Source organism: Arthrobacter sp. Z5-13 (assembly GCF_056499105.1).
This window is the reverse complement of sequence record NZ_CP096460.1, coordinates 1,912,236-1,935,629: the sequence shown is the minus strand read 5'-3', so window position 1 is coordinate 1,935,629 and position 23,394 is coordinate 1,912,236. Positions and strand designations below refer to the sequence as shown.

The 23,394-nt window shown below is 61.4% G+C and carries 30 protein-coding genes; 16 read left to right on the top strand and 14 right to left on the bottom strand.

The annotated features are described in order from the left end of the window. Positions 1 to 105 precede the first annotated feature (105 nt). Entirely contained in the window at positions 106 to 492 is a 387-nt protein-coding gene (locus tag M1E02_RS09225; protein WP_479377742.1) for a hypothetical protein, read from the top strand. A gap of 7 nt (positions 493 to 499) precedes the next feature. On the opposite strand, the gene M1E02_RS09220 is transcribed toward M1E02_RS09225, so the two are convergent. Further along, positions 500 to 820 carry a chorismate mutase gene (locus tag M1E02_RS09220; protein WP_479377741.1) on the bottom strand — a complete coding sequence of 107 codons (321 nt, stop codon included), beginning with the start codon at positions 818 to 820 and terminating at the stop codon, positions 500 to 502. Between the two features lie 140 nt (positions 821 to 960). Here M1E02_RS09220 and M1E02_RS09215 point away from each other — a divergent pair, with 140 nt between their 5' ends. Continuing rightward, positions 961 to 1,101, top strand: a complete 141-nt coding sequence (locus tag M1E02_RS09215) for a hypothetical protein (protein WP_479377740.1) — start codon at positions 961 to 963, stop codon at positions 1,099 to 1,101. Here M1E02_RS09215 and M1E02_RS09210 read toward each other — a convergent pair. Then, the gene (locus tag M1E02_RS09210) at positions 1,088 to 1,891 is read right to left on the bottom strand and encodes an alpha/beta fold hydrolase (RefSeq protein WP_479377739.1); all 804 of its coding nucleotides are present in this window, start codon (positions 1,889 to 1,891) and stop codon (positions 1,088 to 1,090) included. The two genes, M1E02_RS09215 and M1E02_RS09210, sit on opposite strands and share 14 nt — an antisense overlap. 75 nt (positions 1,892 to 1,966) lie before the next feature. Here M1E02_RS09210 and M1E02_RS09205 point away from each other — a divergent pair, with 75 nt between their 5' ends. After that, positions 1,967 to 2,578, top strand: coding sequence for a TetR/AcrR family transcriptional regulator (locus tag M1E02_RS09205; RefSeq protein WP_479377738.1), 612 nt, complete (start codon positions 1,967 to 1,969; stop codon positions 2,576 to 2,578). 31 nt (positions 2,579 to 2,609) lie between these two features. On the opposite strand, the gene M1E02_RS09200 is transcribed toward M1E02_RS09205, so the two are convergent. Beyond that, positions 2,610 to 2,948, bottom strand: a complete 339-nt coding sequence (locus tag M1E02_RS09200) for a hypothetical protein (protein WP_479377737.1) — start codon at positions 2,946 to 2,948, stop codon at positions 2,610 to 2,612. 398 nt (positions 2,949 to 3,346) lie between these two features. Between M1E02_RS09200 and M1E02_RS09195 the strand changes: the two genes are divergently transcribed. From M1E02_RS09195 to M1E02_RS09180, 4 genes are all read left to right on the top strand, one after another. Further along, complete coding sequence (locus tag M1E02_RS09195) at positions 3,347 to 4,303, top strand: phosphotransferase (protein WP_479377736.1); 957 nt, start codon at positions 3,347 to 3,349, stop codon at positions 4,301 to 4,303. A 31-nt stretch (positions 4,304 to 4,334) separates the two neighbouring features. Further along, a complete protein-coding gene (locus M1E02_RS09190) occupies positions 4,335 to 4,715 on the top strand; it encodes a VOC family protein (protein WP_479377735.1) in 381 nt (126 codons plus the stop codon). Positions 4,716 to 4,853: 138 nt separating this feature from the next. Beyond that, a complete protein-coding gene (locus M1E02_RS09185; protein ID WP_479377734.1) occupies positions 4,854 to 5,738 on the top strand; it encodes a hypothetical protein in 885 nt (294 codons plus the stop codon). Positions 5,739 to 5,755: 17 nt separating this feature from the next. Then, a complete protein-coding gene (locus tag M1E02_RS09180; protein WP_479377733.1) occupies positions 5,756 to 6,781 on the top strand; it encodes an NAD-dependent epimerase/dehydratase family protein in 1,026 nt (341 codons plus the stop codon). Here M1E02_RS09180 and M1E02_RS09175 read toward each other — a convergent pair. After that, positions 6,771 to 7,859 (bottom strand): LacI family DNA-binding transcriptional regulator, encoded by a 1,089-nt coding sequence (locus M1E02_RS09175; RefSeq protein ID WP_479377732.1) that lies wholly within the window; start codon positions 7,857 to 7,859, stop codon positions 6,771 to 6,773. The two genes, M1E02_RS09180 and M1E02_RS09175, sit on opposite strands and share 11 nt — an antisense overlap. Before the next feature lie 109 nt (positions 7,860 to 7,968). On the opposite strand from M1E02_RS09175, the gene M1E02_RS09170 reads away from it, so the two are divergent. The 3 genes from M1E02_RS09170 to M1E02_RS09160 are packed head-to-tail and all read left to right on the top strand — an operon-like array spanning position 7,969 to position 11,239. Next, entirely contained in the window at positions 7,969 to 8,895 is a 927-nt protein-coding gene (locus tag M1E02_RS09170; RefSeq protein ID WP_479377731.1) for a carbohydrate ABC transporter permease, read from the top strand. A 3-nt stretch (positions 8,896 to 8,898) separates the two neighbouring features. Continuing rightward, the gene (locus M1E02_RS09165; RefSeq protein WP_479377730.1) at positions 8,899 to 9,840 is read left to right on the top strand and encodes a carbohydrate ABC transporter permease; all 942 of its coding nucleotides are present in this window, start codon (positions 8,899 to 8,901) and stop codon (positions 9,838 to 9,840) included. A gap of 58 nt (positions 9,841 to 9,898) precedes the next feature. After that, entirely contained in the window at positions 9,899 to 11,239 is a 1,341-nt protein-coding gene (locus tag M1E02_RS09160; RefSeq protein WP_479377729.1) for an ABC transporter substrate-binding protein, read from the top strand. Between the two features lie 88 nt (positions 11,240 to 11,327). On the opposite strand, the gene M1E02_RS09155 is transcribed toward M1E02_RS09160, so the two are convergent. Continuing rightward, positions 11,328 to 12,119 carry an SOS response-associated peptidase gene (locus tag M1E02_RS09155; RefSeq protein ID WP_479378113.1) on the bottom strand — a complete coding sequence of 264 codons (792 nt, stop codon included), beginning with the start codon at positions 12,117 to 12,119 and terminating at the stop codon, positions 11,328 to 11,330. 135 nt (positions 12,120 to 12,254) lie between these two features. Here M1E02_RS09155 and M1E02_RS09150 point away from each other — a divergent pair, with 135 nt between their 5' ends. Next, complete coding sequence (locus M1E02_RS09150; protein ID WP_479377728.1) at positions 12,255 to 12,524, top strand: mycoredoxin; 270 nt, start codon at positions 12,255 to 12,257, stop codon at positions 12,522 to 12,524. A gap of 13 nt (positions 12,525 to 12,537) precedes the next feature. On the opposite strand, the gene M1E02_RS09145 is transcribed toward M1E02_RS09150, so the two are convergent. Next, complete coding sequence (locus M1E02_RS09145) at positions 12,538 to 13,269, bottom strand: lipoate--protein ligase family protein (RefSeq protein ID WP_479377727.1); 732 nt, start codon at positions 13,267 to 13,269, stop codon at positions 12,538 to 12,540. Next, positions 13,266 to 14,072: a thioesterase family protein gene (locus M1E02_RS09140; protein ID WP_479377726.1), complete on the bottom strand. Its 807-nt coding sequence runs from the start codon at positions 14,070 to 14,072 to the stop codon at positions 13,266 to 13,268. The genes M1E02_RS09145 and M1E02_RS09140 overlap by 4 nt, the downstream gene beginning before the upstream one ends. A 230-nt stretch (positions 14,073 to 14,302) precedes the next feature. Between M1E02_RS09140 and M1E02_RS09135 the strand changes: the two genes are divergently transcribed. Beyond that, positions 14,303 to 15,007 (top strand): endonuclease/exonuclease/phosphatase family protein, encoded by a 705-nt coding sequence (locus M1E02_RS09135; protein WP_479378112.1) that lies wholly within the window; start codon positions 14,303 to 14,305, stop codon positions 15,005 to 15,007. An 18-nt stretch (positions 15,008 to 15,025) separates the two neighbouring features. Here the strand turns inward: M1E02_RS09135 and M1E02_RS09130 are convergent, their stop codons facing one another. Together M1E02_RS09130 and M1E02_RS09125 are read right to left on the bottom strand one after the other, a co-directional pair. Beyond that, positions 15,026 to 15,550 carry an NUDIX domain-containing protein gene (locus M1E02_RS09130; protein ID WP_479377725.1) on the bottom strand — a complete coding sequence of 175 codons (525 nt, stop codon included), beginning with the start codon at positions 15,548 to 15,550 and terminating at the stop codon, positions 15,026 to 15,028. Next, on the bottom strand, positions 15,547 to 15,744 hold the full coding sequence (locus M1E02_RS09125) for a DUF1918 domain-containing protein (RefSeq protein ID WP_309105314.1): 198 nt from the start codon (positions 15,742 to 15,744) through the stop codon (positions 15,547 to 15,549). Before M1E02_RS09125 ends, M1E02_RS09130 begins: the two co-directional genes overlap by 4 nt. A gap of 93 nt (positions 15,745 to 15,837) precedes the next feature. Between M1E02_RS09125 and M1E02_RS09120 the strand changes: the two genes are divergently transcribed. Together M1E02_RS09120 and M1E02_RS09115 are read left to right on the top strand one after the other, a co-directional pair. Continuing rightward, positions 15,838 to 16,344, top strand: coding sequence for a metallophosphoesterase family protein (locus M1E02_RS09120; RefSeq protein WP_479378111.1), 507 nt, complete (start codon positions 15,838 to 15,840; stop codon positions 16,342 to 16,344). A gap of 41 nt (positions 16,345 to 16,385) precedes the next feature. After that, positions 16,386 to 16,859: an SRPBCC family protein gene (locus M1E02_RS09115; RefSeq protein ID WP_479377724.1), complete on the top strand. Its 474-nt coding sequence runs from the start codon at positions 16,386 to 16,388 to the stop codon at positions 16,857 to 16,859. Here the strand turns inward: M1E02_RS09115 and M1E02_RS09110 are convergent. From M1E02_RS09110 to M1E02_RS09095, 4 genes are all read right to left on the bottom strand, one after another. After that, positions 16,856 to 18,049, bottom strand: coding sequence for a type II toxin-antitoxin system HipA family toxin (locus M1E02_RS09110; RefSeq protein ID WP_479377723.1), 1,194 nt, complete (start codon positions 18,047 to 18,049; stop codon positions 16,856 to 16,858). The genes M1E02_RS09115 and M1E02_RS09110 overlap by 4 nt on opposite strands. An 11-nt stretch (positions 18,050 to 18,060) precedes the next feature. Then, complete coding sequence (locus M1E02_RS09105; protein WP_479377722.1) at positions 18,061 to 18,258, bottom strand: helix-turn-helix transcriptional regulator; 198 nt, start codon at positions 18,256 to 18,258, stop codon at positions 18,061 to 18,063. A 175-nt stretch (positions 18,259 to 18,433) separates the two neighbouring features. Further along, positions 18,434 to 18,697 (bottom strand): hypothetical protein, encoded by a 264-nt coding sequence (locus M1E02_RS09100; protein ID WP_479377721.1) that lies wholly within the window; start codon positions 18,695 to 18,697, stop codon positions 18,434 to 18,436. A 53-nt stretch (positions 18,698 to 18,750) separates the two neighbouring features. Beyond that, positions 18,751 to 19,404 carry a DNA alkylation repair protein gene (locus M1E02_RS09095; protein WP_479377720.1) on the bottom strand — a complete coding sequence of 218 codons (654 nt, stop codon included), beginning with the start codon at positions 19,402 to 19,404 and terminating at the stop codon, positions 18,751 to 18,753. 45 nt (positions 19,405 to 19,449) lie between these two features. Between M1E02_RS09095 and M1E02_RS09090 the strand changes: the two genes are divergently transcribed. Together M1E02_RS09090 and M1E02_RS09085 are read left to right on the top strand one after the other, a co-directional pair. Further along, positions 19,450 to 20,346 carry a ribonuclease Z gene (locus tag M1E02_RS09090; RefSeq protein WP_479377719.1) on the top strand — a complete coding sequence of 299 codons (897 nt, stop codon included), beginning with the start codon at positions 19,450 to 19,452 and terminating at the stop codon, positions 20,344 to 20,346. Between the two features lie 276 nt (positions 20,347 to 20,622). After that, positions 20,623 to 21,900 (top strand): MFS transporter, encoded by a 1,278-nt coding sequence (locus M1E02_RS09085; RefSeq protein WP_479377718.1) that lies wholly within the window; start codon positions 20,623 to 20,625, stop codon positions 21,898 to 21,900. Positions 21,901 to 21,927: 27 nt separating this feature from the next. Here M1E02_RS09085 and M1E02_RS09080 read toward each other — a convergent pair whose 3' ends face one another. Beyond that, positions 21,928 to 23,391 (bottom strand): protein adenylyltransferase SelO, encoded by a 1,464-nt coding sequence (locus M1E02_RS09080; RefSeq protein WP_479377717.1) that lies wholly within the window; start codon positions 23,389 to 23,391, stop codon positions 21,928 to 21,930. Between the last annotated feature and the right edge of the window lie 3 nt (positions 23,392 to 23,394).

The following is a 23,394-nucleotide window of genomic DNA, read 5'->3' as shown; positions in this document are numbered from 1 at the left end:
TTCCTTCTTCGAATATATCTTCGAATACTCTCAGTCTACGCCCGGGGCATGACAAAACCTAGGTCGGGGGTGGACGGAAGGGGAAGCAGAGAGCAGGATGGAGCCATGAGTTCCAATGAAGCACTCCTGAGAAACGCCAGCATCGCCGCCAAAAATTCACATTTGGTGGCGACTTTCGATATTGACGGCAACATTCCGTCTTCGGGCGCCTACGTGGTGGGGCTTGTGGCGTCCACCCCTGACCTCTCACATCAACGAAGGCTTGGAATCGAGTTCATGAATGGCGAGGCAGTCTCGTTCTATGCCTTCAACCATGACGGCACCGAGGAGAACTTCGACCTGGACGGAGTGGAGCATTCAGGCAGCACCATCACAGGGCATTTTCCACTGAGCACCATTATGGGTCTCGGCAAGGGGCACCTGATATCAGCCTTCAGCGAAGCCGACGGACGGGAGTTCCAGGCAGGCGTTCAGGTCCAGGAGTCTCTCTAAAGCTGGATCAGCCGTTGTCCTTCTGGACTTTGAGTTCCAGTTCGATGAATTCGGAAATCATCGTCCGGTAGGTCGTTTCCACCAGCCCGGGATCTATGCCCTTCTTTACGGCTGCGAACCGGACGTGCTCGATAATGCGTTCCACCCGGCCCGGGGCGCGCACTTCTGCACTGTCCCCTTTGAGCGTCCCGGCTATGCGGATCAGCCGTTCTCGACGGGCGATGAGGCTCACAATCTGCTCGTCCACTTCATCAACTGCCACACGCACGGCGGCGAGCTGTTCTTTGTCGGCCTGGGAGTTTTTGTCGAGTCCGTGATTTGTGGGCATGTGACTGACAGTATCCAAGGATGCAACCCGAGTCGACTTCTTTCCCTTGCAGTTAGCAGAGTAGAGGTTCACAACAGGCGGCCAGGTCTGAAACGCGTGTCTTGGATTCACCAGTACGAGAACGCACATAGGGTCGGTATATGGATAAGGAACATTCCGGCGAGCTGGATGGGCAGACCTCGATCAACGAGCTGCTCGACGAAACGGTCGGCCTTGCTCCCATCCAGATGGCACTGCCCCTTCACCTCCAATTCCCGGCGGGGAAATTCATACGCCTTTAGGGAGGCTGAGGTGTTCTCGGACGGCATCTACCAAAACGTTAGGTGCAGTGATGTGGACAAGATGATCCACGCCCTGAAGTGAAGTGGTTACCGGGCGTCGCAGTGCCTGCACGATACGCGTGCAGTGCGCCCCATAGACCGGACTGCTCTCTGTCCCGCTAAGAACTGCGGTGGGCGTCTTGATTTTACCGTAGCTCTCCAGATCAGGTACAAACCCGTTCAGTGCCTCGATCTCGTCGGCCAGCGGAATCGCCAACTCCCGTAGGTGGGCCCAGGATTTGCCTTCACTGCGCAACGCATCCACGTGCTCTTGTGGATATCCGGAGATATCCCGGTTAACGATCTCGACCATCGCATCGAAATCGTCCCGGTCGCGGGCCTCCCGCAGGGGCTTTATCTGTTCGTCCCCGAATGGTGCCATGACAGGCTCATAAACAATCAGCGACACCACCTCAGCCCCGGATGCCGCTGCTTCAAGGGCCACTAGCCCGCCAAGGCTCCAACCAAAGACCTGCGCCGGCCTCCCCAGGGCCGCGAGGACGGCGCCTAAGTCCCCCACTTCCGTGAGGAGCGAATACTCGGAGGGAAGATCCGAGCTTGGATACCTGCCGCGGCGATTGAGAACATGAACCTCCCTGTCCCGCGCCAGAAGGTTCGCAACAGTCCCCCACCCGGCAGCATCGCTCATCACACCGGGCATCATCACCAACGGCGTTTCCTGCTCGTGAACATTTCCGTGACGGTGGACAGCCACAAAGCCCTCTTCCACCTGCACCTCATACTGGTCCATTATTCAGCTTTCTGGGGTGGTTACAACAGAAGTCACGGTAGCACCTTCTGGAGTGATCGCACTAGATTGGGATCCATGTCCCCTACCGGCCGACCCCGCAGCTTTGACCGCAGCGTTGCACTCCAACGTGCCACGGAGATCTTCTGGAGGCAGGGCTATGAGGGCACTTCTTTGGTTGACCTCTCCTCAGCAATGGGCATCGCCCAATCCAGCCTGTACGCAGCCTTTGGCAACAAGCTCGAGCTGTTCACAGAAGCCGTGGATACGTATATGCGGCAGTATGCGGCGATCTTCATTGATGCCTGCGCGGAGGAACCGACCGCGGCCGCGGCGGCCGCGAGAATACTCCACCAGAGTGTTGACCGGTTTACCGCAGACGATCAACCCGCAGGATGTCTCACCACCAGCGCTGCAATGTCCGGAGGACCTGGAACGTTCGATGTTCGCTCAGCCGTTGCACGGAAACAACGGGCCAACGCGCAGGTTTTTCAGGATCGCATCGAGTCCTCGATGCAGGCCGGGGAGTTACCGGACCAGTCCGCCCCGGTCCTGGCCGACTTCATTATGACCCTCTGGCACGGCCTATCTGCCGCAGCAGCAACAGGAGTCACACGCTCCGCGCTTCATGAGGTGGTTGACTTGGCCCTGACAGCATGGCCAGCCACCCGCCCTGGTCAAGATTCCTGAAAGATGGGACAGGATTCAGCATCAGCAAGGCCTAAGCGGTGTCTTCCAGCACTGCTTGCTGTACCAACAGGAAAAAGGTTCGGGGGTTCCGATTGGAAGCGAACGGCATCTCCACATTGCGAAGAACTGCTCCGAAGTCGTAGTCGGGGAGCGCCAAGCAAGCTTCCAGCGCATCCTTCGCCAACTGCCTGGACGACGAATCCCAGGAAGCATATTCAGGTTTGACAACATCACGAATCGCCTCTGACAGCTGGACGTCGTCGGACGCGTCAATGTCCGTTAACGCATCCCATTCTGCGTCGCTCAACATCGAATAATCGAAATTCTTGATCAGAGAAACCAGATAACTTACGTACTTTTCGTTTTTCATGATTATTCGGAACTCTATCGCCCCTGGTTGGAGTGGCACCGAGGCGCCTCCATGGCGGCCCATTCACTACCGGCCCGCAGAGGCACAGCGTAAACTTTGGGTGTTCACGTAGCGACCGCGGTTTGCGGGTTAAGCGTGCGTCAGAACGGAGAGCGCCATGCTCAAGATGCTCATGTGCAAACTCAATTTGCGCCATGCTTGGCACATAGAATCTGCAGAGGATGGCAGCGGCCGTTACAGGCGGTGCACCCGTTGCGGTAAGTACGACCGGGACAAGGACGGCAGCGGCTTTATGCACTGAGACAAGCATCCGGATTTCGACGGCGGCACGACGCGGGCCCAGTTGAAGTTCGCCATACTGTCTCCCCTGCCGGGCTGCCTCGACTAGACTTCTGAGGATGTTTCCATCCGGGTTATCAATGCTGTGGGAGTCCACCGAACCACAGAGCGCACTGAAGAACAGGTTTGGCCTGGGCAGCTTCGACGAAGCGGGCGGCTGGCTCACAAGGGTTCTTGCTGACGCCTGGGCCATTAAAGTGCACACCTGCGAGCGAATTATCATTAGCGACCACAACGCCATTGCTTGGATCAGCACGGATCACGGAGCCTTGATTGCAAAGTGGTCCCGGGACCAGGATCAGTTCGTCAAATTCGCCGGGACCGCAGATCTGCTGGATGCGTTGCATAAAGAAGGGCTTCCAGTGGCTCCTCCGCTGGCGGCCACTGACGGCAAGCATAGAGTTGTCATCGATTCCTCGTCCGTCACGGTGCAACCGCAGATTGACGGCGAACTGCTTGACACCACTGCCGGCACAGCGGTCCGAAGGGCCGGGGCCTCGCTGGCGCGCTTGCACTGCGCTTTGGCAAAACAGGGAGACAGCCGGTTGACCAAGTTAGGGCGACACACACATGGGACCCTGGATTTGCGCGGGCGCATAGAGTATTGGCTGCAGCATGATGACCAAGGCAGGGCACCGGAAGCGTCCGCAATATTACGTGAACAGATAGCGTCACTCCCGCCGATCGATAGCGATCCGCAGCTGATCCACAACGACTTCAGGTCCTCCAATGTGCTCACCTCCGGTACAGAGATTGTTGCCGTTCTCGATTTCGACGAGGTCGCCCTGGACTACTGCGTAAGCGACCTCGCGAACGCATCTGTCTACCTCAGTACCCGGTTCACCCATTGGCAACCAACGCCAGCCAGCGTCCGCCAGGCCCTACTGCACGGGTACGAAACAGTGCGGCCGCTCACAGGGCTTGAGCGCCAGTGGCTGCACGTACTTACGCTGTGGCAGGGAATCAATGCCATCCCGCCCGGCGACGATCCGGCAGGATGGGCAACGGCTGTCTAATGTCGTTCCCCCGCTGGGCTATCGTGGTGCCATGCCGAGCCGTTTAGCTGTCATTGCCATCGACGCGATCCAACCACGGGTGGTGGCCGATTTCTGGTGCGCCGTCCTGGGCTGGTGCGTAGTCGACGAGGATGCGGACATCATCAGCATTGGACCGGACGATGGGAGCTGGCCTTCGATTGATGTCATCGCCGTGCCTGAGGGCAAGACCGTAAAGAACCGGCTGCATTTCGACCTGCGGGCGGACGGCGTATCCACCAGCGAGGAGCTCGAGCGGCTGCTCGCCCTCGGCGCCCGGCGCACGGATGTGGGCCAGGGACCTGACGTCAGTTGGGTGGTCCTCAGCGATCCCGAGGGCAACGAGTTCTGTCTGTTATCCCGATCCGTCCAGGATGTTGAAGACGAAAAGTGAGTCTCACCGGCAACATCACGGCCAACGTCACGGTCTGAATACAAATCCTCCCGCGGGCCAGGAGGTTCTATCGCGGCACAGCGATCAGCCCTAATCTTGAATTCGTAAGCATGCTTTCCATTTATTGGGGTGGTTTAAGTGAAGAACTTGTCCGTACTCGCCTTGGCGGCAGCTGCCGCCGTCACCCTCTCCTCCTGCACCGGAGGCGGGGGTTCGGGCACCACCAGCCCCGGCAGTCCTGCCCCGACAGAGGCGCAAAGCAAGGTCTACAGCGAGGACGAACTCCGGGACCTGATTTCAGGAATGAAGGACGACGATGGGAACGAGCTCAGGCTCTACTCCCCCGACCAGGTTGATCAGGGTGAGCGGATCGCGCGGCTCCTCATGGGTACTGCAACCGTGAATCCCGGCGGCTGCAGGTCCATCGCCACCGCCGGGTTGCTCGAAAGTGTGGAGAACGGCGAAGTGGCCGTGGCAGTTTCCGACAGTGAGAAACCCCGCACGCTGTCTGCACAGTCCGGCCAGGAGGGACCCGACGCCGAGTCACTGGTCAGGGATATCCGGGGGAAGATGGGTGAATGCGCCCAGTTCACGATTGACGTCGCGGGGCAGCGCCTCGACGTCAAAAGTGAGGAACTGCAAGCCGAAACCGAGGCGGACGAAACGTTCGCCACCCTCAGCACCCGTGGCGAAGGGACCTCGGACATGCTGATGCAGGTTTCGGCGGGAAAGGACAGGCTGCTCGTCGTGGCTACGAAGAGCGGGGCCGCACTCGGCGAGGATGACCAGACTGAACTGGAGAAACTCATCAACGAGGTCCTGGACAAGGCCGACGACGGTTCCTCACCCACGGCGACACGCTCACCCACCAGCACGTCAACCGACACAACAACCGTCTCACCGTCCCCGACTGGATCCGTACGGGACAACACACCCGAGCCGTCGCCGTCGGGCACGGAAATTGGCGAAGCTACTGATGACGCGACGCCTACGGCAACGGGAGGGGCGGGAGGCAGCAGCTAAGCCGCTAGAGTCGGCGTATGTCAAAAGCTGTGATTTTGGGAGGAACCGGGGCTATCGGGCAGGCTGTGGCGCGCAGACTGCTAGCCGCCGGCTGGCAGGTCGACGTGTGCAGCCGGAACCCTGGACGGATGCCCGCGGATCTGGAAGCCAAGGGTGCCAGGCACCGTATTCTGGACCGGGCGGATGCATCGTCACTCCGGTCAGCCCTGAATGATGGCGCCGATCTGCTGGTCGACTGCCTTGCCTTCACTGCCTCTGATGCGCGGCTCGTGCTCCCGTTCCTGGGGTCCATCGGGTCAACCGTCATGATCTCCAGCAAGGCCGTATACGTCGATGCTGAAGGCCGGCACGTGAACTCCGTGGTGCGCCCGCAATTCGATGGCCCCATCTCGGAGACCAACCCCACGCTGGCGGCAGGGAGCGGCGACTACCACACGGCTGAAGGATACGGCCCCAACAAGGTGGCTGCAGAACAGGCTCTACTGGACAGCGGGAATCCGGTCACCGTCATCAGAGCCTCAAAAGTTCATGGCCAAGGCGCCGCACCCGCACGCGAATGGTTCTTCGTGAAGCGGATCATGGACGGTCGATCCGCTATTTTCCTCCGGAACGGCGGCAAGTCAGTCGATCACACCAGCGCTGCGGTAAATCTCGCAGCACTGATTGAAACTGTCGCAGGGCTGCGGGGTGCCCGTGTGCTCAACGGCGCAGATCCAGATGCGCCGACCGTCCTGGAAATTGCGCGCACCGCCGCCCGGCATTTCCGGCACTCCTGGAGGGAAGTGCCAGTGGAAGAGGACCCACTGTCCGACGTCGGACGGACGCCTTGGGACAGCACCTCGCCGATGGTGTTGGATATGAGCGCCGCCGCCAAACTCGGTTATGTTCCAGTGGGAACGTACGCGCAGACCGTGGCCGAATCCCTCGATTGGCTGGCTGACGCCTTCCAGAGAGATGGCGCGGAAGCCCAGAATCTGCCTTTCTTCGAAGGACGCTTCGACTACGAAGCCGAAGATGAGCAGCTAAAATTAGTCACGCACTGACATCGATGTCCCGCGGGGCTGTTGTGCTCTCACGCACCACCAGGCTTGTAGGTACCAGAGTCATCCCGGGCTCGGTGGAATTGCTCCTGATCTGGCGGAGGACATCGTCCACGCAGCGGTGCCCGACCTGCGCAAAGTCCTGGTGAACTGTAGTCAGAGGCGGGCTGTAGGACGATGCTTCCGGCACGTCGTCGAATCCCACCAAACTGATGTCCTCCGGAACTGCCTTGCCCTTCTCCCGGAACGCGCGGAGGACGCCGAGCGCCATGTGATCGTTGGCGGTAAAGACTGCCGTGCAACCTTCCTGCCCGGCGAGCCAGAGCCCGGCTTTATAGCCTGACTCGGCTGACCAGTCTCCCCGCACTACGGGCGGAACGTCCTTACCGCGGGCCAGCAGGGTTTTCCGCCAGGCCTGCTGGCGGCGCCCGCTCGCGAAGGATTCCTCCGGACCGGCCACATGCCAGACGGTCTGGTGGCCCAGGTCGAGGAGATGTTCCACCGCCTTGTGCGCGCCATCGGCCTGATCCGTATCCACCACGCTGTACGTCTCGCCGGCATTGGAATCCACCACCACCACTTTGACTCCCGGCGGTACCGAGACTGTCGCTGCATCCAGGAGATGGATCTCCATGATGGCGATAACACCGTCGACGGCCAACTCCCCCATGCGTGAGAACGCCCCCTGAACCTCGGCCTGCGTCGGTGCCGTCACCGGGATAAGGGTAATGGCGTAGTCCTTTTTGGCGGCGTGCAGGGCGATGGCCTCCAAAGTCCTCACGTTACCGATCGAGGATAGGGAGAAGAGGATGACGCCGATGGTGCGGAAGCTGCCGCGCTTCAGCGCCCGGGCAGCACTGTTGGGCCGGTAGCCGAGCTCGTTCATGGCGGAGATGACTTGCTGGCGGGTTGCCTCAATGACGTCGGGGCTGCCGTTGGAGACCCTGGAGACGGTCTGGGAGGACACACCGGCCAGCTCTGCCACATCGGCCATGGACACCCGCCGCTTCCGGTCACGAGCCGGAGATCCCTCCCGCACATCCTCGGCAGCACGATGAGGTTGACCAGACTTTGTGAGCATGCCAACATCGTACCCAATCATGTTTACGTAAACACTCTTTTTACGGGCCGAGCTATGTTTACGTAACCAAACCCCTGTTTCCGCTGCCTGAGAACGCAAAGGACCTTTCATGACAATGGCGTCCCCATCGCTGGCCGCGCCCGCGGCTTCCGCTGAAGTCCAGCGGAGAGCCCGCCGGAGATCCTGGGCAGGGTGGTGGTTCATCGGCCCTTTCATGGCGGTTTTTGCCCTGGTGTTCCTGGCGCCGATCACCTACTCGATCTACCTGAGCGTCTTCCGGAACCAGCTCATTGGCGGAACCGCCTTCGTGGGCCTGGACAACTACGTCCGTGCCCTGACTGATCCGCAGTTCTGGTCTGCGCTGGGGCGGGTCTCGCTGTTCCTCACCGTCCAGGTACCGGTGATGCTCTTCATCGCGCTGCTAGTGGCCCTGGCTTTGGACAGCGGCCGGTTGTACGGGAAGTCCTTCTTCCGCATCTCGATCTTCCTGCCCTATGCCGTACCCGCTGTGGTGGCGGCCCTCATGTGGGGATTCATGTACGGGACACGCTTCGGGCTGGTGGGGAACATCAACCAGGCTTTCGGGCTGTCATTGCCGAGTCCGCTGTCCGCCGAACTGGTCCTTCTCTCGATCGGGAACATCGTGACGTGGGAATTCATCGGTTACAACATGCTGATCTTCTTCTCCGCGCTTACGGTGATTCCGAAGTCGCTCTATGAGGCAGCCGAAATCGACGGTGCGGGGCAGCTCAGAGTCATTACGGCCATCAAACTGCCGGCCATCCGAGGCGCCATTGTGGTTGCGACGATTTTCTCTGTCATCGGAAGCTTCCAGCTCTTCAACGAACCAAGCATCCTCAAGAGCTTGTCGCCGAACACCATCTCCACGTTCTTCACCCCCAATCTGTACGCCTACTCCCTCTCCTTCTCAGGCCAGCAGTACAACTATTCCGCCACAGTTGCCATCATCATGGGCCTGCTCACTATGGCAATCGCCTTCGCCGTCCAGGTCCGCGGCATGCGAAAGGAACGCTAAACAATGAGCGTCCCCACGGTCACCCGCCCCGGAACCATCCCGCCGGCCAGACGAACCGCCACCCCAGCACGGTTGCGGTCCTCCCCTGCTGCCCCTAAGCGACGATCGAAGCGAAGCATCGGGCTGACCCTCGCCATGGGGCTGGTTCTCCTGTACAGCCTTGCCCCGCTGTTCTGGCTGCTCGTCAACTCCACCAAAACCCAGGAAGGACTCTTCAGCTCCTTCGGCCTCTGGTTCGACGGCGACTTCGCCCTGTGGGACAACATCGCACGGACTGCCACTTATGACGGCGGAATATTCCTCCGTTGGCTCGCCAACACGGTCCTGTACGTGGTTCTCGGCGCCGGGGGTGCCACTTTCCTTGCCGTACTTGGCGGCTACGCGCTCGCGAAATTCGACTTCCCCGGCAAGAAAGGTGTTTTCGCTGTAGTCATCGGCGCAGTCGCGGTACCCGGCACAGCGTTGGCCGTTCCCACCTTCCTCATGTTCAGCCAAATGGGCCTGACAAACACTCCCTGGGCGGTCATCATCCCCTCGCTCATCTCCCCGTTCGGCCTCTACCTCATGTGGACCTTCGCCTCAGAAGCGATTCCCACGGAGATCCTCGAGTCCGCCCGGATTGACGGAGCCAGTGAAGCACGGACGTTTTTCCAGGTCTGCCTGCCGCTGCTGACACCCGGCATTGTCACTGTGCTGCTGTTCACCATGGTGGCGACCTGGAACAACTACTTCCTCCCGCTGATCATGCTGAAGAACCCGGATTGGTACCCGCTCACGCTTGGCCTGAATGCCTGGAATGCCCAGGCCGCCACCGCCGGAGGCGAAGCAATCTTCAATCTGGTCATTACCGGATCGCTGCTCACCATCCTGCCCCTGATCGTCGCCTTCCTGCTCCTGCAGCGCTACTGGCAGTCGGGCCTCTCGGCCGGAAGCGTCAAAGAATAGCGTCCCCCGTACCACCGCCCTCCGCACATGCACCACTAACGCAAGTAGAAGGAAGACCATGAATAACACCCTGACCCGTCGCGGCCTGCTGCAAGGTTCGGCAGTCGCAGCAGCACTGGCACTGGGCCTGACCGGTTGTGGGGGTGGCGCCCCGGCCGCCCAGCAGACCGTCAGCAGCAACGCCGTTGAAGAAGCCCTTCAAAAGGGCGGCAAGCTCACCGTATGGGCCTGGGAGCCAACCCTTAAGAAAGTGGTCGAAGGCTTCGAAGCCAAGTACCCGAACGTGGACGTGGAACTCGTCAACGCCGGTACTGGCAATGACCAGTACACCGCCCTTCAGAACGCCATCTCGGCAGGATCCGGCGTCCCTGACGTAGCTCAGATCGAATATTACGCACTCCCCCAGTTTTCCCTTGCCAAGTCAGTGACAGATCTCTCCCCGTTCGGCGCCTCGGAGCTCAAGGACACCTTCACCCCCGGCCCCTGGTCTTCCGTGCAGGCCGCGGGTGGAGTTTACGGGCTGCCGATGGACTCAGGTCCCATGGCCTTGTTCTACAACAAAGAGGTGTTCGACAAGCATGGGATTGAGGTGCCCAAGACCTGGGACGAATTCCTGGAAGCCGGCCGTGCCTTGCAGAAGGCCGATCCGAACGCGTACATCGCCAACGACACCGGGGACGCAGGCTTTACGACGAGCATGATCTGGCAGGCAGGTGGAAAGCCCTACAAGGTGGACGGCAGCAACGTCACCGTCAACTTCTCCGACGACGGCTCCAAGAAGTTCACCGAAACCTGGCAGAAGCTCATCGATGAGAAGCTCCTGGCTCCCGTCAGCTCCTGGAGCGACGAATGGTACAAGGGCCTTGGCAGCGGCACCATCGCCACTCTGCCCATCGGAGCCTGGATGCCCGGCAACCTCTCCTCCGGTGTGGCCGAAGGAGAAGGCAAATGGCGCGCAGCGCCCCTTCCCCAGTGGGAGGAAGGCGGCAAGAGCAGCTCCGAAAACGGCGGCAGCTCACTGGCTATCCCCGCCGCCGGCACCCAGGCTGCCCTTGCCTACGGCTTCCTCAAATACTCAAACGTCGACGACGGCGTGAAGACCCGCATTGACGGCGGCTCCTTCCCTGCAACAGCAAAGGAAATCTCCTCCCCGGAGTTCCTCAATGCGGAATTCAAGTACTTCGGCGGCCAGCAAGCAAACAAGGTCTTCGCCGAGTCCGCCCAGAATGTGGTCCAGGGCTGGTCCTACCTGCCCTTCCAGGTGTATGCCAACAGCATTTTCAATGACACGGTCGGCCAGGCCTACGTCTCCGATACGAAACTCACGGAGGGGCTGAACGCCTGGCAGAAGGCCACCGGCAAGTACGGCTCCGAGCAGGGGTTCACGGTAAAGGAGTAAACCGTAAAGGAGTCGGAGAACCACAAGGGAGGCGCGGGTATGACGCCCGCGCCTCCAGCATTCAGATCCGGCGGGAGGAGGCTGGCAGTTAGAACAGAGCCTCAGCCGGCCCAAGTGGTTCCACCCGCTGGACGAGCTCCGGGGAGTCGTTGTGCACACTTCCAACCGCGGCACCCACGGGATCGATTCTCCAGCCCTCTGCCACCTGGCGGGCCTTGGAACGAACCAAGCCGACCAGGGCGGCGGCATCCTCAGCTCCAGGGTTCAGCCATTCACCCATGGCCTCGGCGCTCATGGCCAGGGGAACCCGGTCGTGGAGGGCCGCGAGTTCCCGCAGGACCGGCGCTTCGGATCCTTTCCGGGGTGATCCTTTCTGGGGCGAGCCTTCCGGCGGTGAGCCTTCCGGCGTCGACGATGCAGTCAGGATGGAGGTCGAGAGGATCCAGCGGCCCGGATCACCTGGCGCCTTGGAAGTGTCCCTCCACCACTCGTACACCCCGGCGAAGACCATTCCGCCGTCGTCCGCCGCGTGCACATAGTACGGCTGCTTGCTCTTGCCCGAGCCTTTCCATTCGTAGTAGCCGTCGGCCGGCACGGCGCAGCGCCTTGAAGTGACGGCTTCGCGGAAGGCTGGCTTCTCCAGGACTGTTTCGCTGCGTGCGTTGATCATCTTGGCGCCTATGCCAGGTTCTTTGGCCCAGGAGGGAATCAAGCCCCAGCGCGCCAGATGCAATTGGCGGGCCACCCCGCCGTCGAGGAGCCTTTCCAGCACAACGGGAACCGCGGCAGTTGGCGCAATGTTCCACGAGGGCCGCACCGCTATGTCCTGTTCCAGCTCAGCGTCGAACTTGGCAAGCAGATCTCCCACAGCCCGGGCCATCACGTAGCGTCCACACATCCGATCAGCATGCCACCACTCCGCGTCCGGTGTCATGTAGGGCCCTCAAGGACAATGGAATACCCGCCTGCGGGTTACCGTTGGAACAAAGGAACCCCCTGAACCAAGGAGAAACCCGTGGACTTTACGCCTGAAGACGGCACCATCACTATGTTTTCGACCACCTGGTGCGGTTACTGCAACCGGCTGAAGAAGCAGCTTGATGGCCAAGGCATCGGCTATACCGAAATAAACATCGAGGAAGTCGCAGGCACTGCCGAACTCGTGGAGCAACTCAACGGCGGCAACCAGACGGTCCCCACTGTCTTGTTCCCCGACGGCACCGCGGCCACCAACCCCTCACTCGCAGAGGTGAAGAGCCGCCTCGGGGCCCTGGCCGAACTCTAGGAAAATGTCCGGCTCACCCGAAGGCACCTTGGCTGAGGTTCGCGTAGCCGGCATAGGTATTGATGACTGCTGCCTCGATGGCTGAGACATCAAGGTGTGGCACCAGATCGTTGACCGCTCCTGCCGTCCGCGGATCCCAGTCCAGCCCCAGGGCTGCGTAACTGGCGGTCAGGACCTGGCGGATGGGCTCGGAATTCTCCACCACGATCACGGAGCTGAACAGCCATCCTCCGGAGACAACACGCTGTGCCGTTCCGATCAACTTGACCTGATGGCCAGGATCATCGGCAGCATTTCCGTGGACACTGAATTCGCCGGGGCAGTATTCCCCGGGTATCTCTCCCACGGCGGCCTGCACACCCACACTGCGCAGAGCCTCGGCCAGTAATTCACCGAAGAAAGCAAACCTTCCCTTTGCCCCGGCAATCGCGTCCCGGTGCGGTTCAACATGGTCGATGATAAGGGTGCCCTCATGGTAGGCAGCAGCCCTGCCGCCGGCCCTTCGTACCAACGGTTCGAATCCAAGTTGACGGCATGCCTCGGCTGCTGCCTCGAAGCCGGGAAGGTTGGCATCCCGTTGACCGAAGGCAACCGTGGGTGCCGGACGGTAGAGCCTGAGGCTGGGGCCGGTCGCCCCGGCCTTGACCTTGCCAAGGAGTTCGATGCCGAACTCCAGGTCCCGCGCCGCTCCAAGTGACTTCTCCTGCCGGATCACGGTAAGCGTCTTCGGCGGCGCAGCTGTCATGGAGTTTTTCGCAGGGTGAGGATCTGTTCTGCCCGTCCGAAGGGCCCTTGGAGATCGTGCAGCACCGTTGAGGTCAGCCCAATGCCGTCCGCTCCGAACGAGACGGCGTTATCCAGCCCCAGCCATTCACCGGATGGTTCGCGGTACATATGGATCTGCAGGTCCACATTGGGAAAGGCATAGCTGCCGGCGCCAGGAGGCACCCGCGCCGCGATGCCGTTGGCCGTGTCAACTAGGCCGATGAGCCGTGCAACGTCGCTGCTGTCAGATGCTTCTGTCAGCGGGTGGGAGGTGCGAAGCCACACCTTGCCGGAACCGGGACGATGCCCCTCCGCCACCCGCATTTCCAGGGAAGCGATAAAACCGCCAGGCCAGACGCTGGCGCCGTCGTACGGCTTGCAATCCTCCAAGGCCGGGATGGGGGGTTCCTCGACGGCGGCTACGGCTGAGGTGTCGCTCGTCATCATCCGCCATGCCGTTGCCCGGATAGCGACCCGGCCGCCTGCCACCAGCTCCGCCTGGACCAGCTCGATGGTGCGTCCTGGGCGGAGGGTAGTTGTAACGATGCTGAATTCGCCGCCGGGAATCAGCCCCAGGATCTCGTAACTGAGGCGGGCCATCCTCAAACCGACCCGCGGCTCGTGACGTTCCAGGCACTCCGCCATCAGCCCGGACGCCGGTGCCATGTGCTGTTCGTGCTCATTCCAGGCACCCTGGGCGTGAATAGTTGAGCGGAAACGTCCGCCGCCCAGCGACTGGTAGTAGTAGTCGCCTTCGGCAAGTTCCGGGAGAGCAGCAGTCAACGGTGACCCTTTCGCCTTGCTGTTGCAGATTCCAGAACACACTATCTCCTTCAGCGGCGTCCTCCGCGCCAGCACCCGACGGATAGCCGCGACGGTTGGGCCAAGGCCGTTAGACTGCGCCTTTGAATGCGCGGACGCGCTGAAGACATTTCCGGCACGCTCGCTTTCGACTGGGTAGACTCGGTGACTGGTTTCCTATCCAACTTCCCTCCGAAGAGGTGCTCCCCCTGATACGAGTCATCAGCTACAACCTCCGGAAGCACAAGGCCAGTGGTGAACTGCTCAACCTGACCAAGGACTTCGAGATCGACATCCTCTGCCTGCAGGAGTGCGACACGTCAGACCTTCCCGAGACGTTGGGGCCCCTGCATCTGGCAGATTCCACCAAGGGCAACCGCCTGGGCCTTGCCATTTACTACAGGATGGACCGTTTCGCCTCGCATGAGACGAAGGCGTTTGCGCTGAAGAAGTCCCTTCACGACCTCGTGCTGGCCCCAGCCCACGAGCGGCTGATCGGAATTCGCGTCACGGACAAGGAGACTGACCACGAACTGGTGATCGCTTCATTCCATGCGGCTCCCCTGACGGCGTCGAACTCCTTGCGGCGCAACCAGATTCACGCCGCCCATGCGGAACTGCTCGGCATGGGGGCCGGCCTGATGACCTTGATGGTGGGCGATTTCAACTATCCGTTCTTCACCAAAAACCTCACCGAACACATGAAGAACTCCGGGTATGAGTTATCGCTCAGTGACCGCAGAACCTATACCCGGTACAAGGTCTTCAAGGGTCACTTCGACTTTGCGACGTCACTGGGGCTCAACATCGAAAGTGTTGAAACCCTGCCCAGGGGCGCTTCGGACCACCTGCCCATTCTCGTCACGGCGCAGTACGGCGAAGACTACGGACCCATCCAGGGGATAACTGAGTCCTGACACGCTACAACTGACGGTTCATTGCCCGTCCTCGAGGTGCCTGTCCTCCAGCAACCTCGTTCGAAGTTCAGGCCAGGATGATGCGAAGCCTGGGTGAAGCTCCTTTTGGTGAACCGTGTCGAGTGGAACCCACTCCACGGCAATGCTCTCGGGGTCGTTGATGGCGGGCTCGAAGGGTTCCAGCGCGCGGGCCACCACCGTTGTATAGGACCAGTAGCCGACGTCGAGCACTGACGTGAACAGGACCTTCACTCTGTCAGGGGGAACGGCGGCTTCCTCGAAGGCCTCCCGGAGCGCACCCTCCACGGCGTCCTCGCCCTGATGAAGCGCTCCCCCGGGCAGGCCCCAGGTTCCGCCGCGGTCGCTCCAGATGGCCCTGTGCTGCAGCAGGATGCCGCGCCTGACGTCATAGACCAGAACGCCAGCGGCTCCGAAGCGGCCCCAATACCTGCCGTGCTCCCCTTCCACCCATGCGTCGCCGGGGTCACGGGGACCAAGGCGCCGGGGTGGACCTTCTGATGGCTGGTGGATGGTTCCGCTCATTCAGCAGGTGGCTGTTTACGGTCGACGACGAAATCCCCGCCGGGGAAGACGATAGTCTCATGGCCGTCGTCGAACCTGACCTGGTACGGCGGAGCGCCGTCTGCTCCGCGGACTTCGATGATTTGGCCGTGCCGGTCAGCTGACTCGACGGTCTTGCCGCGGATGGTGATGCGGTCGCCCTGGGTTGCTTTCATGGCAATTTACCTCCCAGCCATAGAGTACTTCGCGCCCACGTGCCGGGGGAACAGGGTGCTGGCAGGGAATCGGAACCCGTGAAACGATGCGCTATGACCGTCCGGCTTTTATTGGTTTCAGACACGCATGTCCCGGTCCGTGCACGGAAGCTTCCCGAGCAAATATGGGCCGCGGCAGCCTCGGCCGATGTGGTTTTTCATGCCGGCGATTGGGTGTCCGTGGAGTTGCTGGATGAGTTCGAGGAGCGCAGCCGCCGGCTCGTCGGCGTTTACGGCAACAACGACGACGGCGATCTCCGCCTCAGGCTGCCAGAAACGGCAGCAGTCACTCTGGAAGGCGTCCGATTCGCCTTGATCCATGAAACCGGACAGGCAGCGGGCCGTGAGCAGCGCTGCGAAGCCCTGTTTCCCGAAGCGGATGTCCTCGTTTTCGGACACAGCCACATTCCCTGGGACACGACGTCGCGACGCGGCCTGCGCCTGTTGAATCCGGGGTCGCCCACGGACCGCCGTCGCCAACCCGTGTGCACCTATATGACAGCAACCGTTGCTGACGGCGCCCTGCTGAACGTGGACCTGGTGGAAGTGCTACGGCCCTGATTCCCCTTTTTTAGGCGGCGGTACTGAGCCTAAGATGGCGCATGGAAAAGCTGCAGTTTTCAACCAGGATCAATGCGCCAGTCCAGACTGTATGGAGCACCATGCTCGATGATGCGACGTATCGGGAATGGACCAGTGAATTCCAGGAGGGTTCATATTACGAGGGCGATTGGAACCAGGGCAGTGAAATACGCTTCCTCGGCCCTGACGAGAACGGGTCTACGGGCGGAATGCTCGCCACCGTGGAGGAAAGCCGGCCCAACGAGTTTGTTTCCCTCCGCTACCTCGGCCAGATTGTGGGCGGTGTAAACGACACGACCAGTGACGAAGCGAAGAGTATCGCCGGAGCTCATGAGAACTACACCTTCAGGCAGGCCGACGGCAGGACGGAGCTTGACGTTGAGATCGAGCTCAACGCAGGCAGCGATGACGAGTTCGTGCAAATGTTCAATGAAATGTGGCCAAGGGCTTTGGAGAAGCTCAAGGACATATGTGAACGGGAGGCCTCCCGCTAGTCCTGCAACTGGCTGCGGCGAAACCTTAGTTCGCGCTGGGCACCCCGCAGCGGGGAGCCGGAAAAGGGCAGGGTGTCCAAATTGATGGCGTTTGCAGCTGTCATCGCCAGGCGGTTAGCTGACGCTGCCGCCTTGGCAGGCAAGCCGATTGCTGCTGCCAACTCTGCCCAGTGCCTGGCCTTCAGGTTCTTCGTCTTCCCTGCGACCGGGAGGGCAAGGCTGTCATCCCCATAAACCAAAGTGCAGGGGATGTCATAGATGGGGGCCATCACAAAGCCCCTGCGTCCCCCAAGGATCGCGACGTTCTTGGCGTGTAGGTCCCCGTTTCCAGTGAGCCAGGCGAAGACGAACTGCAGGTAAAGGTTCCGGCCCGCCACCATCGGTGCCTGGCAGATCCGCATGAGCGCCAGGGCTACGTCCTCGGAGTTGACGGCGTACTTGGAAGCCGGCGGCATGCCTAAGACCTGGGTTCCGTCCTCAAAGGGCAACCGGATCCAGCTCCCATCCGAGCCCTTGACCCGGTCAAAACGTTGCACGAGCAAACCCGGAAGTGCGTTCCTGTCGGAGATCACGGAGGCCGCTGCCACCGGTATTTTCAGCGCCCTCGCCGCGGAGAGATGCACGGCCTCGTTCACCACCAGATGTGGATGTTCCGGCGGGTCAAGCTTGAGCAGATACCGCTGGCCCCTCAAAGCCAGCGGTGTGGTGAGCATCGAGGCACTGGTTTTCCGCTGGACCCCCGGGAGCCCGTGAAGATCCACAATGTCCGCCAAGGCGGAGAAATCCAGTTCCTCGGGCCGGGTGGTATCGGCCAGGGGCGGGGGTTCCTCCGGGAGCGCACCGGAAGGAACCACCTGTACATCGCCGGGAACGTCTGCCCCCACAGCGAGCAGGAGGGTCAGTTCGTCGTCGAAACTGGTCTTGGCGGCATTCTTCAGCACGGTCAGCCGGTGCCCTTCGGGGAGCAAGCCGGCAAAGAATGGAGGCAGGGCGCCGGCAGGCGTTTCTACCGCCGTTTCGGACAGGGGCAATGAAACGGCCATTGGCTGTCCCCGTCCGTCCAGGTACTTTCGCTCGTACCAGAACCTCACTCCACCGTGTTCGGTCCTTGCAAGGTGACCGGCAAGAACGCCGTTCTTGTAGACGTCCGCGGTCCTGACGAATTTGAGTTGCTGCAGGTCACGCGGCATCAGCGACGGCGTCATCCCGCCGCCAGGTGAAGTCCAAGCACGTTCGCGATAGCGACGACCGCCCGCAAGGACGGGTTTCCGGTGGCCGTTTCGAGGCCCCGTACCGTCCGCTCAGACGTTCCTGCAAGATGCGCGAGGTCCTCTTGCGTGAGCCCGGCCTCTTTCCGCGCAGCACGAATGCTTGACGCGATGGACTGAACGTCCTCCATAGCTTTCCTCCAAAGGCCTTCACAGGGGCAGGATTCTGCCGGTTATGGCATCTCCTGCTTCCCATAGTTCCCTAAAGAGGAGATTTCGGCAACATCTTGCCGAATCTTCGAATGTGCCTATCCGAAAGGGCACCAGTTCCGGCATTCGGCACCATCCTGCCGGTTCACACGGAACTCAGGTGGAGGCGTCCTTCTCGATCTCCTCCGCGAGATCATCCACGTCCTCGGGGCGCATCTCTATGCCGGCCTCGTCGAGACGCTCTTCCAGAACATGGCTGACGTCATCCTGGACGTGACCCAGCCTGACGTCGTCGCGAATGTCGTCCGCGATCCTTTCCACGGTTTCAGCGGTATTTTCAGGCGGAGTCGGATTCTCAATATCCAGGCCCTCGGCATCGCCTGAGGGAACGTCTCCGGTATCGGCTGCAGAATCACTCATACCCCATCGTGGCCGGACGTCGGAACAGGGTCAAGAAGCACGGGAAAAGCGGATCAAACATCTTTTAAAGTGAATTCCAGTCCTTGCCGGTCTTTGGTGGTTTCCCGAACAACACGCGCGACAGCCTCCCTGACTGTTCCTCCGCCGTCGGACGCCTTAGGGTGTTCCAGCGCCAGATTCGCCCTCCGGACAAAGGTGGTCCAGCTTTCCGAGCTTCGCCGAAGTTCCCGAAGCTGGGAGAGAACGGATGCCCGCCTCAGCCATTCATCCGGGTCCCGTGCCCAGCGGTCCAAGACACTGTCGGCCCGCAGACGGCCCAGCACATCCAGGTCAGCTACCAACGGGCCAACCACGTCGATGGCCAGCGGATCCACCAATTCCGGCAGATGCGAGTCCCGTACAAAGCCCTCAAGCCGTGTCAGATCGGTATTTTTCAGGAGTCGGACATTGGACTGGAGGAGGACTATCGCAGCCAGCCGGCGCTCAAAGACCGGGACATCCCACAGTTCGGAGCTCAGCGCAGTGATATCGTCATGGGTCAGATCCCGGTACCGGCGGGAAGCATCGCGGATGGCGCCGCGGATTGCGCCTACCGAGGCGCCGTAAAATCGCAGGTCGTTACCCAGCCGGTCCTGAGCGTCCTGCGCGCGGTACCACGAGCCCTCCCGCTGCAGGGCTGAGTCCACGAATTCACCTGGATCGGTCACCGGTCCATTCTCGCTTCTTGGCAGAGCCATGGCACACTCGGATCCATGCGTGAATTCGTCGTCCTCGGCACGGCCTCGCAGGTGCCCACCCGGACCCGTAACCACAACGGCTACCTGCTGCTGTGGGACGGCGAAGGCCTGCTCTTCGATCCAGGCGAGGGCACGCAGCGCCAGATGATGCTCGCCGGCGTGTCGGCCAGCCAGATCACCCGGATCTGCCTCACCCACGTCCACGGTGACCACTGCTACGGTCTGCCCGGCGTGCTTTCCCGGATGGTTTTGGACGGCGTGCAGCACCCGGTCCACCTGCACTTTCCCGCTTCCGGCGAGGACGTGGTCAAGGCGCTTGTTTCCCTGGCTTCGCCCGGCCTTGATCTTCGGCTGCACCCGCACGGGGCCAGCGCAATGGTGGCTCCCGGCCTGGAGGTGCGGCCACTGAACCACAGGATCGAAACGTACGGCTACCGGCTGGTCGAACCGGACAGCCGCACCCTCCTTCCGGAGCGGCTTGCCGCTGCCGGGATCTCCGGACCCGACGTCGGCCGGCTCCAACGGGAAGGACGCCTGGCGGGCGTGCGCCTGGAAGACGTCAGCGTTCCGCGACCCGGGCAGCGCTTTGCCTTCGTGATGGACACGGCGGCCTGCGCTGAGGCGGAGGAGCTTGCCAGCGGCGTCGATCTGCTGGTGGCGGAGTGCACGTTCAGCGACGACGACGCCGCGCTCGCTGAGCAGTACCGTCACCTCACAGCCGGCCAGGCTGGTGAGCTGGCGGGCAAAGGCGGAGTCGGAACGCTCATTTTGACGCACTTCTCAGCCCGCTACGAGGACGTTGCACCACTGGCCGGCCAAGCTAAAGCCCGTGCAGGCGGTGCCACTGTGCTCATCGCGAACGACCTCGACCGGATCCCGTTTCCCAAGAGACAACGGGGCATTTCCGGTTAGCCGGGCTGGAAGGGTTAGCGGAGCTGGATTGTTCTGTCGCCCGGTTCATGGTTGAAACCCTCTGCGTGAAGTGTGTTGATTTCTTCGTTCTCAAAAGTGCCGCGCCATTCCAGGGTGGTGGTCATGCTGAACAGCATTGCAGATTGATGGATGCTCGCGTACCGTTGCAACAAGTTCGTGAACGTTCACGTTTGCCAGTCACGGCGAATCTTTTTACTCCCCCTGATCAGCATTGCCAGTGAACCAGCCCGCCAGCCGAGAAGAATCGAACCCCCTATGTCGCTTGCTCCGCTTCTGGATCAACTACCCACCAAGGCTGTGCGCCATGCCCGCCTCGGGGTCAACGTTCTGTTCTTCACCAATGGCGCCATCTTTGCCAGCCTTCTGCCGAGGTATCCGGAAATTAAAGCCGATCTCGGGCTGACAAACGCTGCCTTTGGCTTCGCCATTGCTGCCTTTCCGGTGGGTGCCGTCCTTGCAGGCCTGAGCGCAGGCCCGCTGGTTCGCCTGTTTCGGTCCTCCAGGGTGGCAATCGTCGCAACAGTGCTGTCGTCACTGGGGATCCTCCTCGCCGGAAACGCCCCAGCCTGGGTGGCGCTCGCCGTCGGTCTCTTTATTGCCGGGGCTATGGACTCAATCACAGATGTAGCGCAGAACTCCCATGGCCTTCGAGTCCAAAGGCTCTACGGAAGGTCGATTCTTAACTCCTTCCACGCAGTCTGGAGTGTGGGGGCAGTAGGGGGCGGCCTCCTGGGTGCAGCTGCAGCAGGGATGGCCCTCCCCCGTCCCCTTCACCTCAGTCTGGCCGCCGTGATTTTCAGCCTCATGGCTGTCCTTTCCTACCGGCTGCTGCTTCCTGGGCAGGAACCAGCCGAGGCCGACTCCGAAGGGGATGACCGCGAAGACCACGCCCGGGAGGGAAAGTCAGGGCCTGGTGGCGGTCGGCGCGGCGGGGAGGTGAAGCCTTGGGGTGGTGCCTCGGGTAAGTCCATGGCCAAGTATGGAGTGCTTCTTGCGCTGGTGATGATCGCTGCAGCGGGGGCGCTCGTCGAGGATTCGGGCAGTACCTGGTCCGCCATCTACCTCGCAGGTTCTCTTGAAGCTTCGGCCTTTATGGCGGGCGCTGGTTTTGTGGCGTTGCAGGGAATGCAGTTTGTCGGCCGGATACTGGGTGACCGTATGGTGGACCGCTTCGGTCAGCGCGCCGTTGCACGCACCGGTGGCTTTATCGTTCTGCTGGGAATGGGCTGCGCTCTTATGTTCCCCACGGTTATTGGAAGCGTCATAGGATTTGGCCTGGCAGGTTTCGGTGTTGCCACTCTCATCCCTGCGGCCATGCACGCTGCCGACGAACTACCCGGGTTCCGTCCGGGCGCGGGACTCACCATCGTCAGCTGGTTGCTCCGCCTCGGTTTCCTTTTTGCACCTCCTCTCGTCGGTGCGATTGCAGACGCCTCTTCCCTGCGCCTCGGCCTGGTTGTTGTCCCCGTCGCCGGGCTGCTGGTGGTGGTGTTCGCTCGAGTCCTTGCGCCAAAGGCCAAATCTCTGGACTAGCTAATATTCGACAGCAACCAGGCTCGGTCAGGTTCCACAGAAGGTCCGGTAGGCACCGAAGTCCTCCGGTGCAGGGTCTGCGTAGCGGTCAAGACCAGGCAGGTCGTCGTAAGGGTTGGTCACCGCAACCAGGAGCTTTTCGAGCGGCGCCAGGTCGCCCAGCGTCGCGGCCCCCAGCGCCTCCTCAACCAGATGGTTACGGGGAATATACACAGGGTTGATCCTGTCCATCGCATCCGCGTCCGGGTCCAGAGCACGCCAACGTTCAGTCCACGCATCGAAGGCCGCCAGGTCCAGGACCATGCCCCGCGCGGGCTCAGCGTGGCCCCGGGCGCTCTTGCCGAGGTTCCGGAAAAACGATGTGTAGTCGACGTTCCCCTCCTGAAGGAGAGCCAGCAGGTCATCGACGAGAGGTGAGGTCACTTCGTCGTCGACGTCTTTCCGCAAGCCTAACTTGGCCTTCATACCCGCCGACCACGCGGCGCTGTACTGTGAGCGGAACGCCTCAAGGGATTCCACGGCCAAGGCGACGGCGTGTTCCTGATCGTCGTGCAAGAGGGGCAGCAGGGCCTCAGCAAGCCTGGCCAGGTTCCACTCGGCCACTAAGGGCTGATTGCCGTAGGCATAGCGTCCGGTCTGGTCGATGGAACTGTAAACCGCGGCGGGATCGAACCCGTCCATGAAGGCGCAGGGGCCATAGTCGATGGTCTCACCCGAGATTGTCATGTTGTCGGTGTTCATCACTCCGTGGATGAATCCCACAAGCATCCACTCGGCCACGAGGGACGCCTGCGCCGCTGACACGGCCTGGAACAGTGCGAGGTACGGGTTCCCGGCTTGAGCTGCACGGGGGTAATGACGGGCAATGGCATGATCGGCCAGACGGCGGAGCAGGTCGACGTCGTCCGTTGCCCGGGCAAACTGGAAGCTGCCCACGCGCAGGTGACTGCTCGCTACCCGTGTTAGAACAGCCCCTGGCAACAGCGTTTCTCGCTGCACCGGCCGTCCCGTCGCCACCACGGCGAGGGAGCGGGTGGTGGGGATGCCAAGGGCGTTCATTGCCTCACTGATAACGTACTCGCGCAGCATCGGACCGACTGCTGCCAACCCGTCACCGCCGCGCGCGAACGGCGTGCGGCCCGAGCCTTTGAGGTGGAGGTCGCGAAGCCGGCCGTCGACGTCGACCACCTCACCGAGCAGGAGTGCCCGTCCGTCGCCGAGTTGGGGGCTGTACCCGCCGAACTGGTGGCCTGCATAGGCCTGCGCCACCGGAGTGGCACCATCGGGGACACTGTTGCCTATCAGCAGAAGCAACCCCTCAGGAGTCCGCAGCGAGGTTGGATCCAGACCCAGTTCTGTGGCCAGGGGCTCGTTAAGCACGAGCAACCGCGGGTCTGGAGCCTCCTCCGCTTGCCAGGGAATCGCCATTTCGGCCAGCTCTCGGGCAAAGCGACCGTCAAGAACGACGTTGGTCTGGTCTACAGAACTCATTCA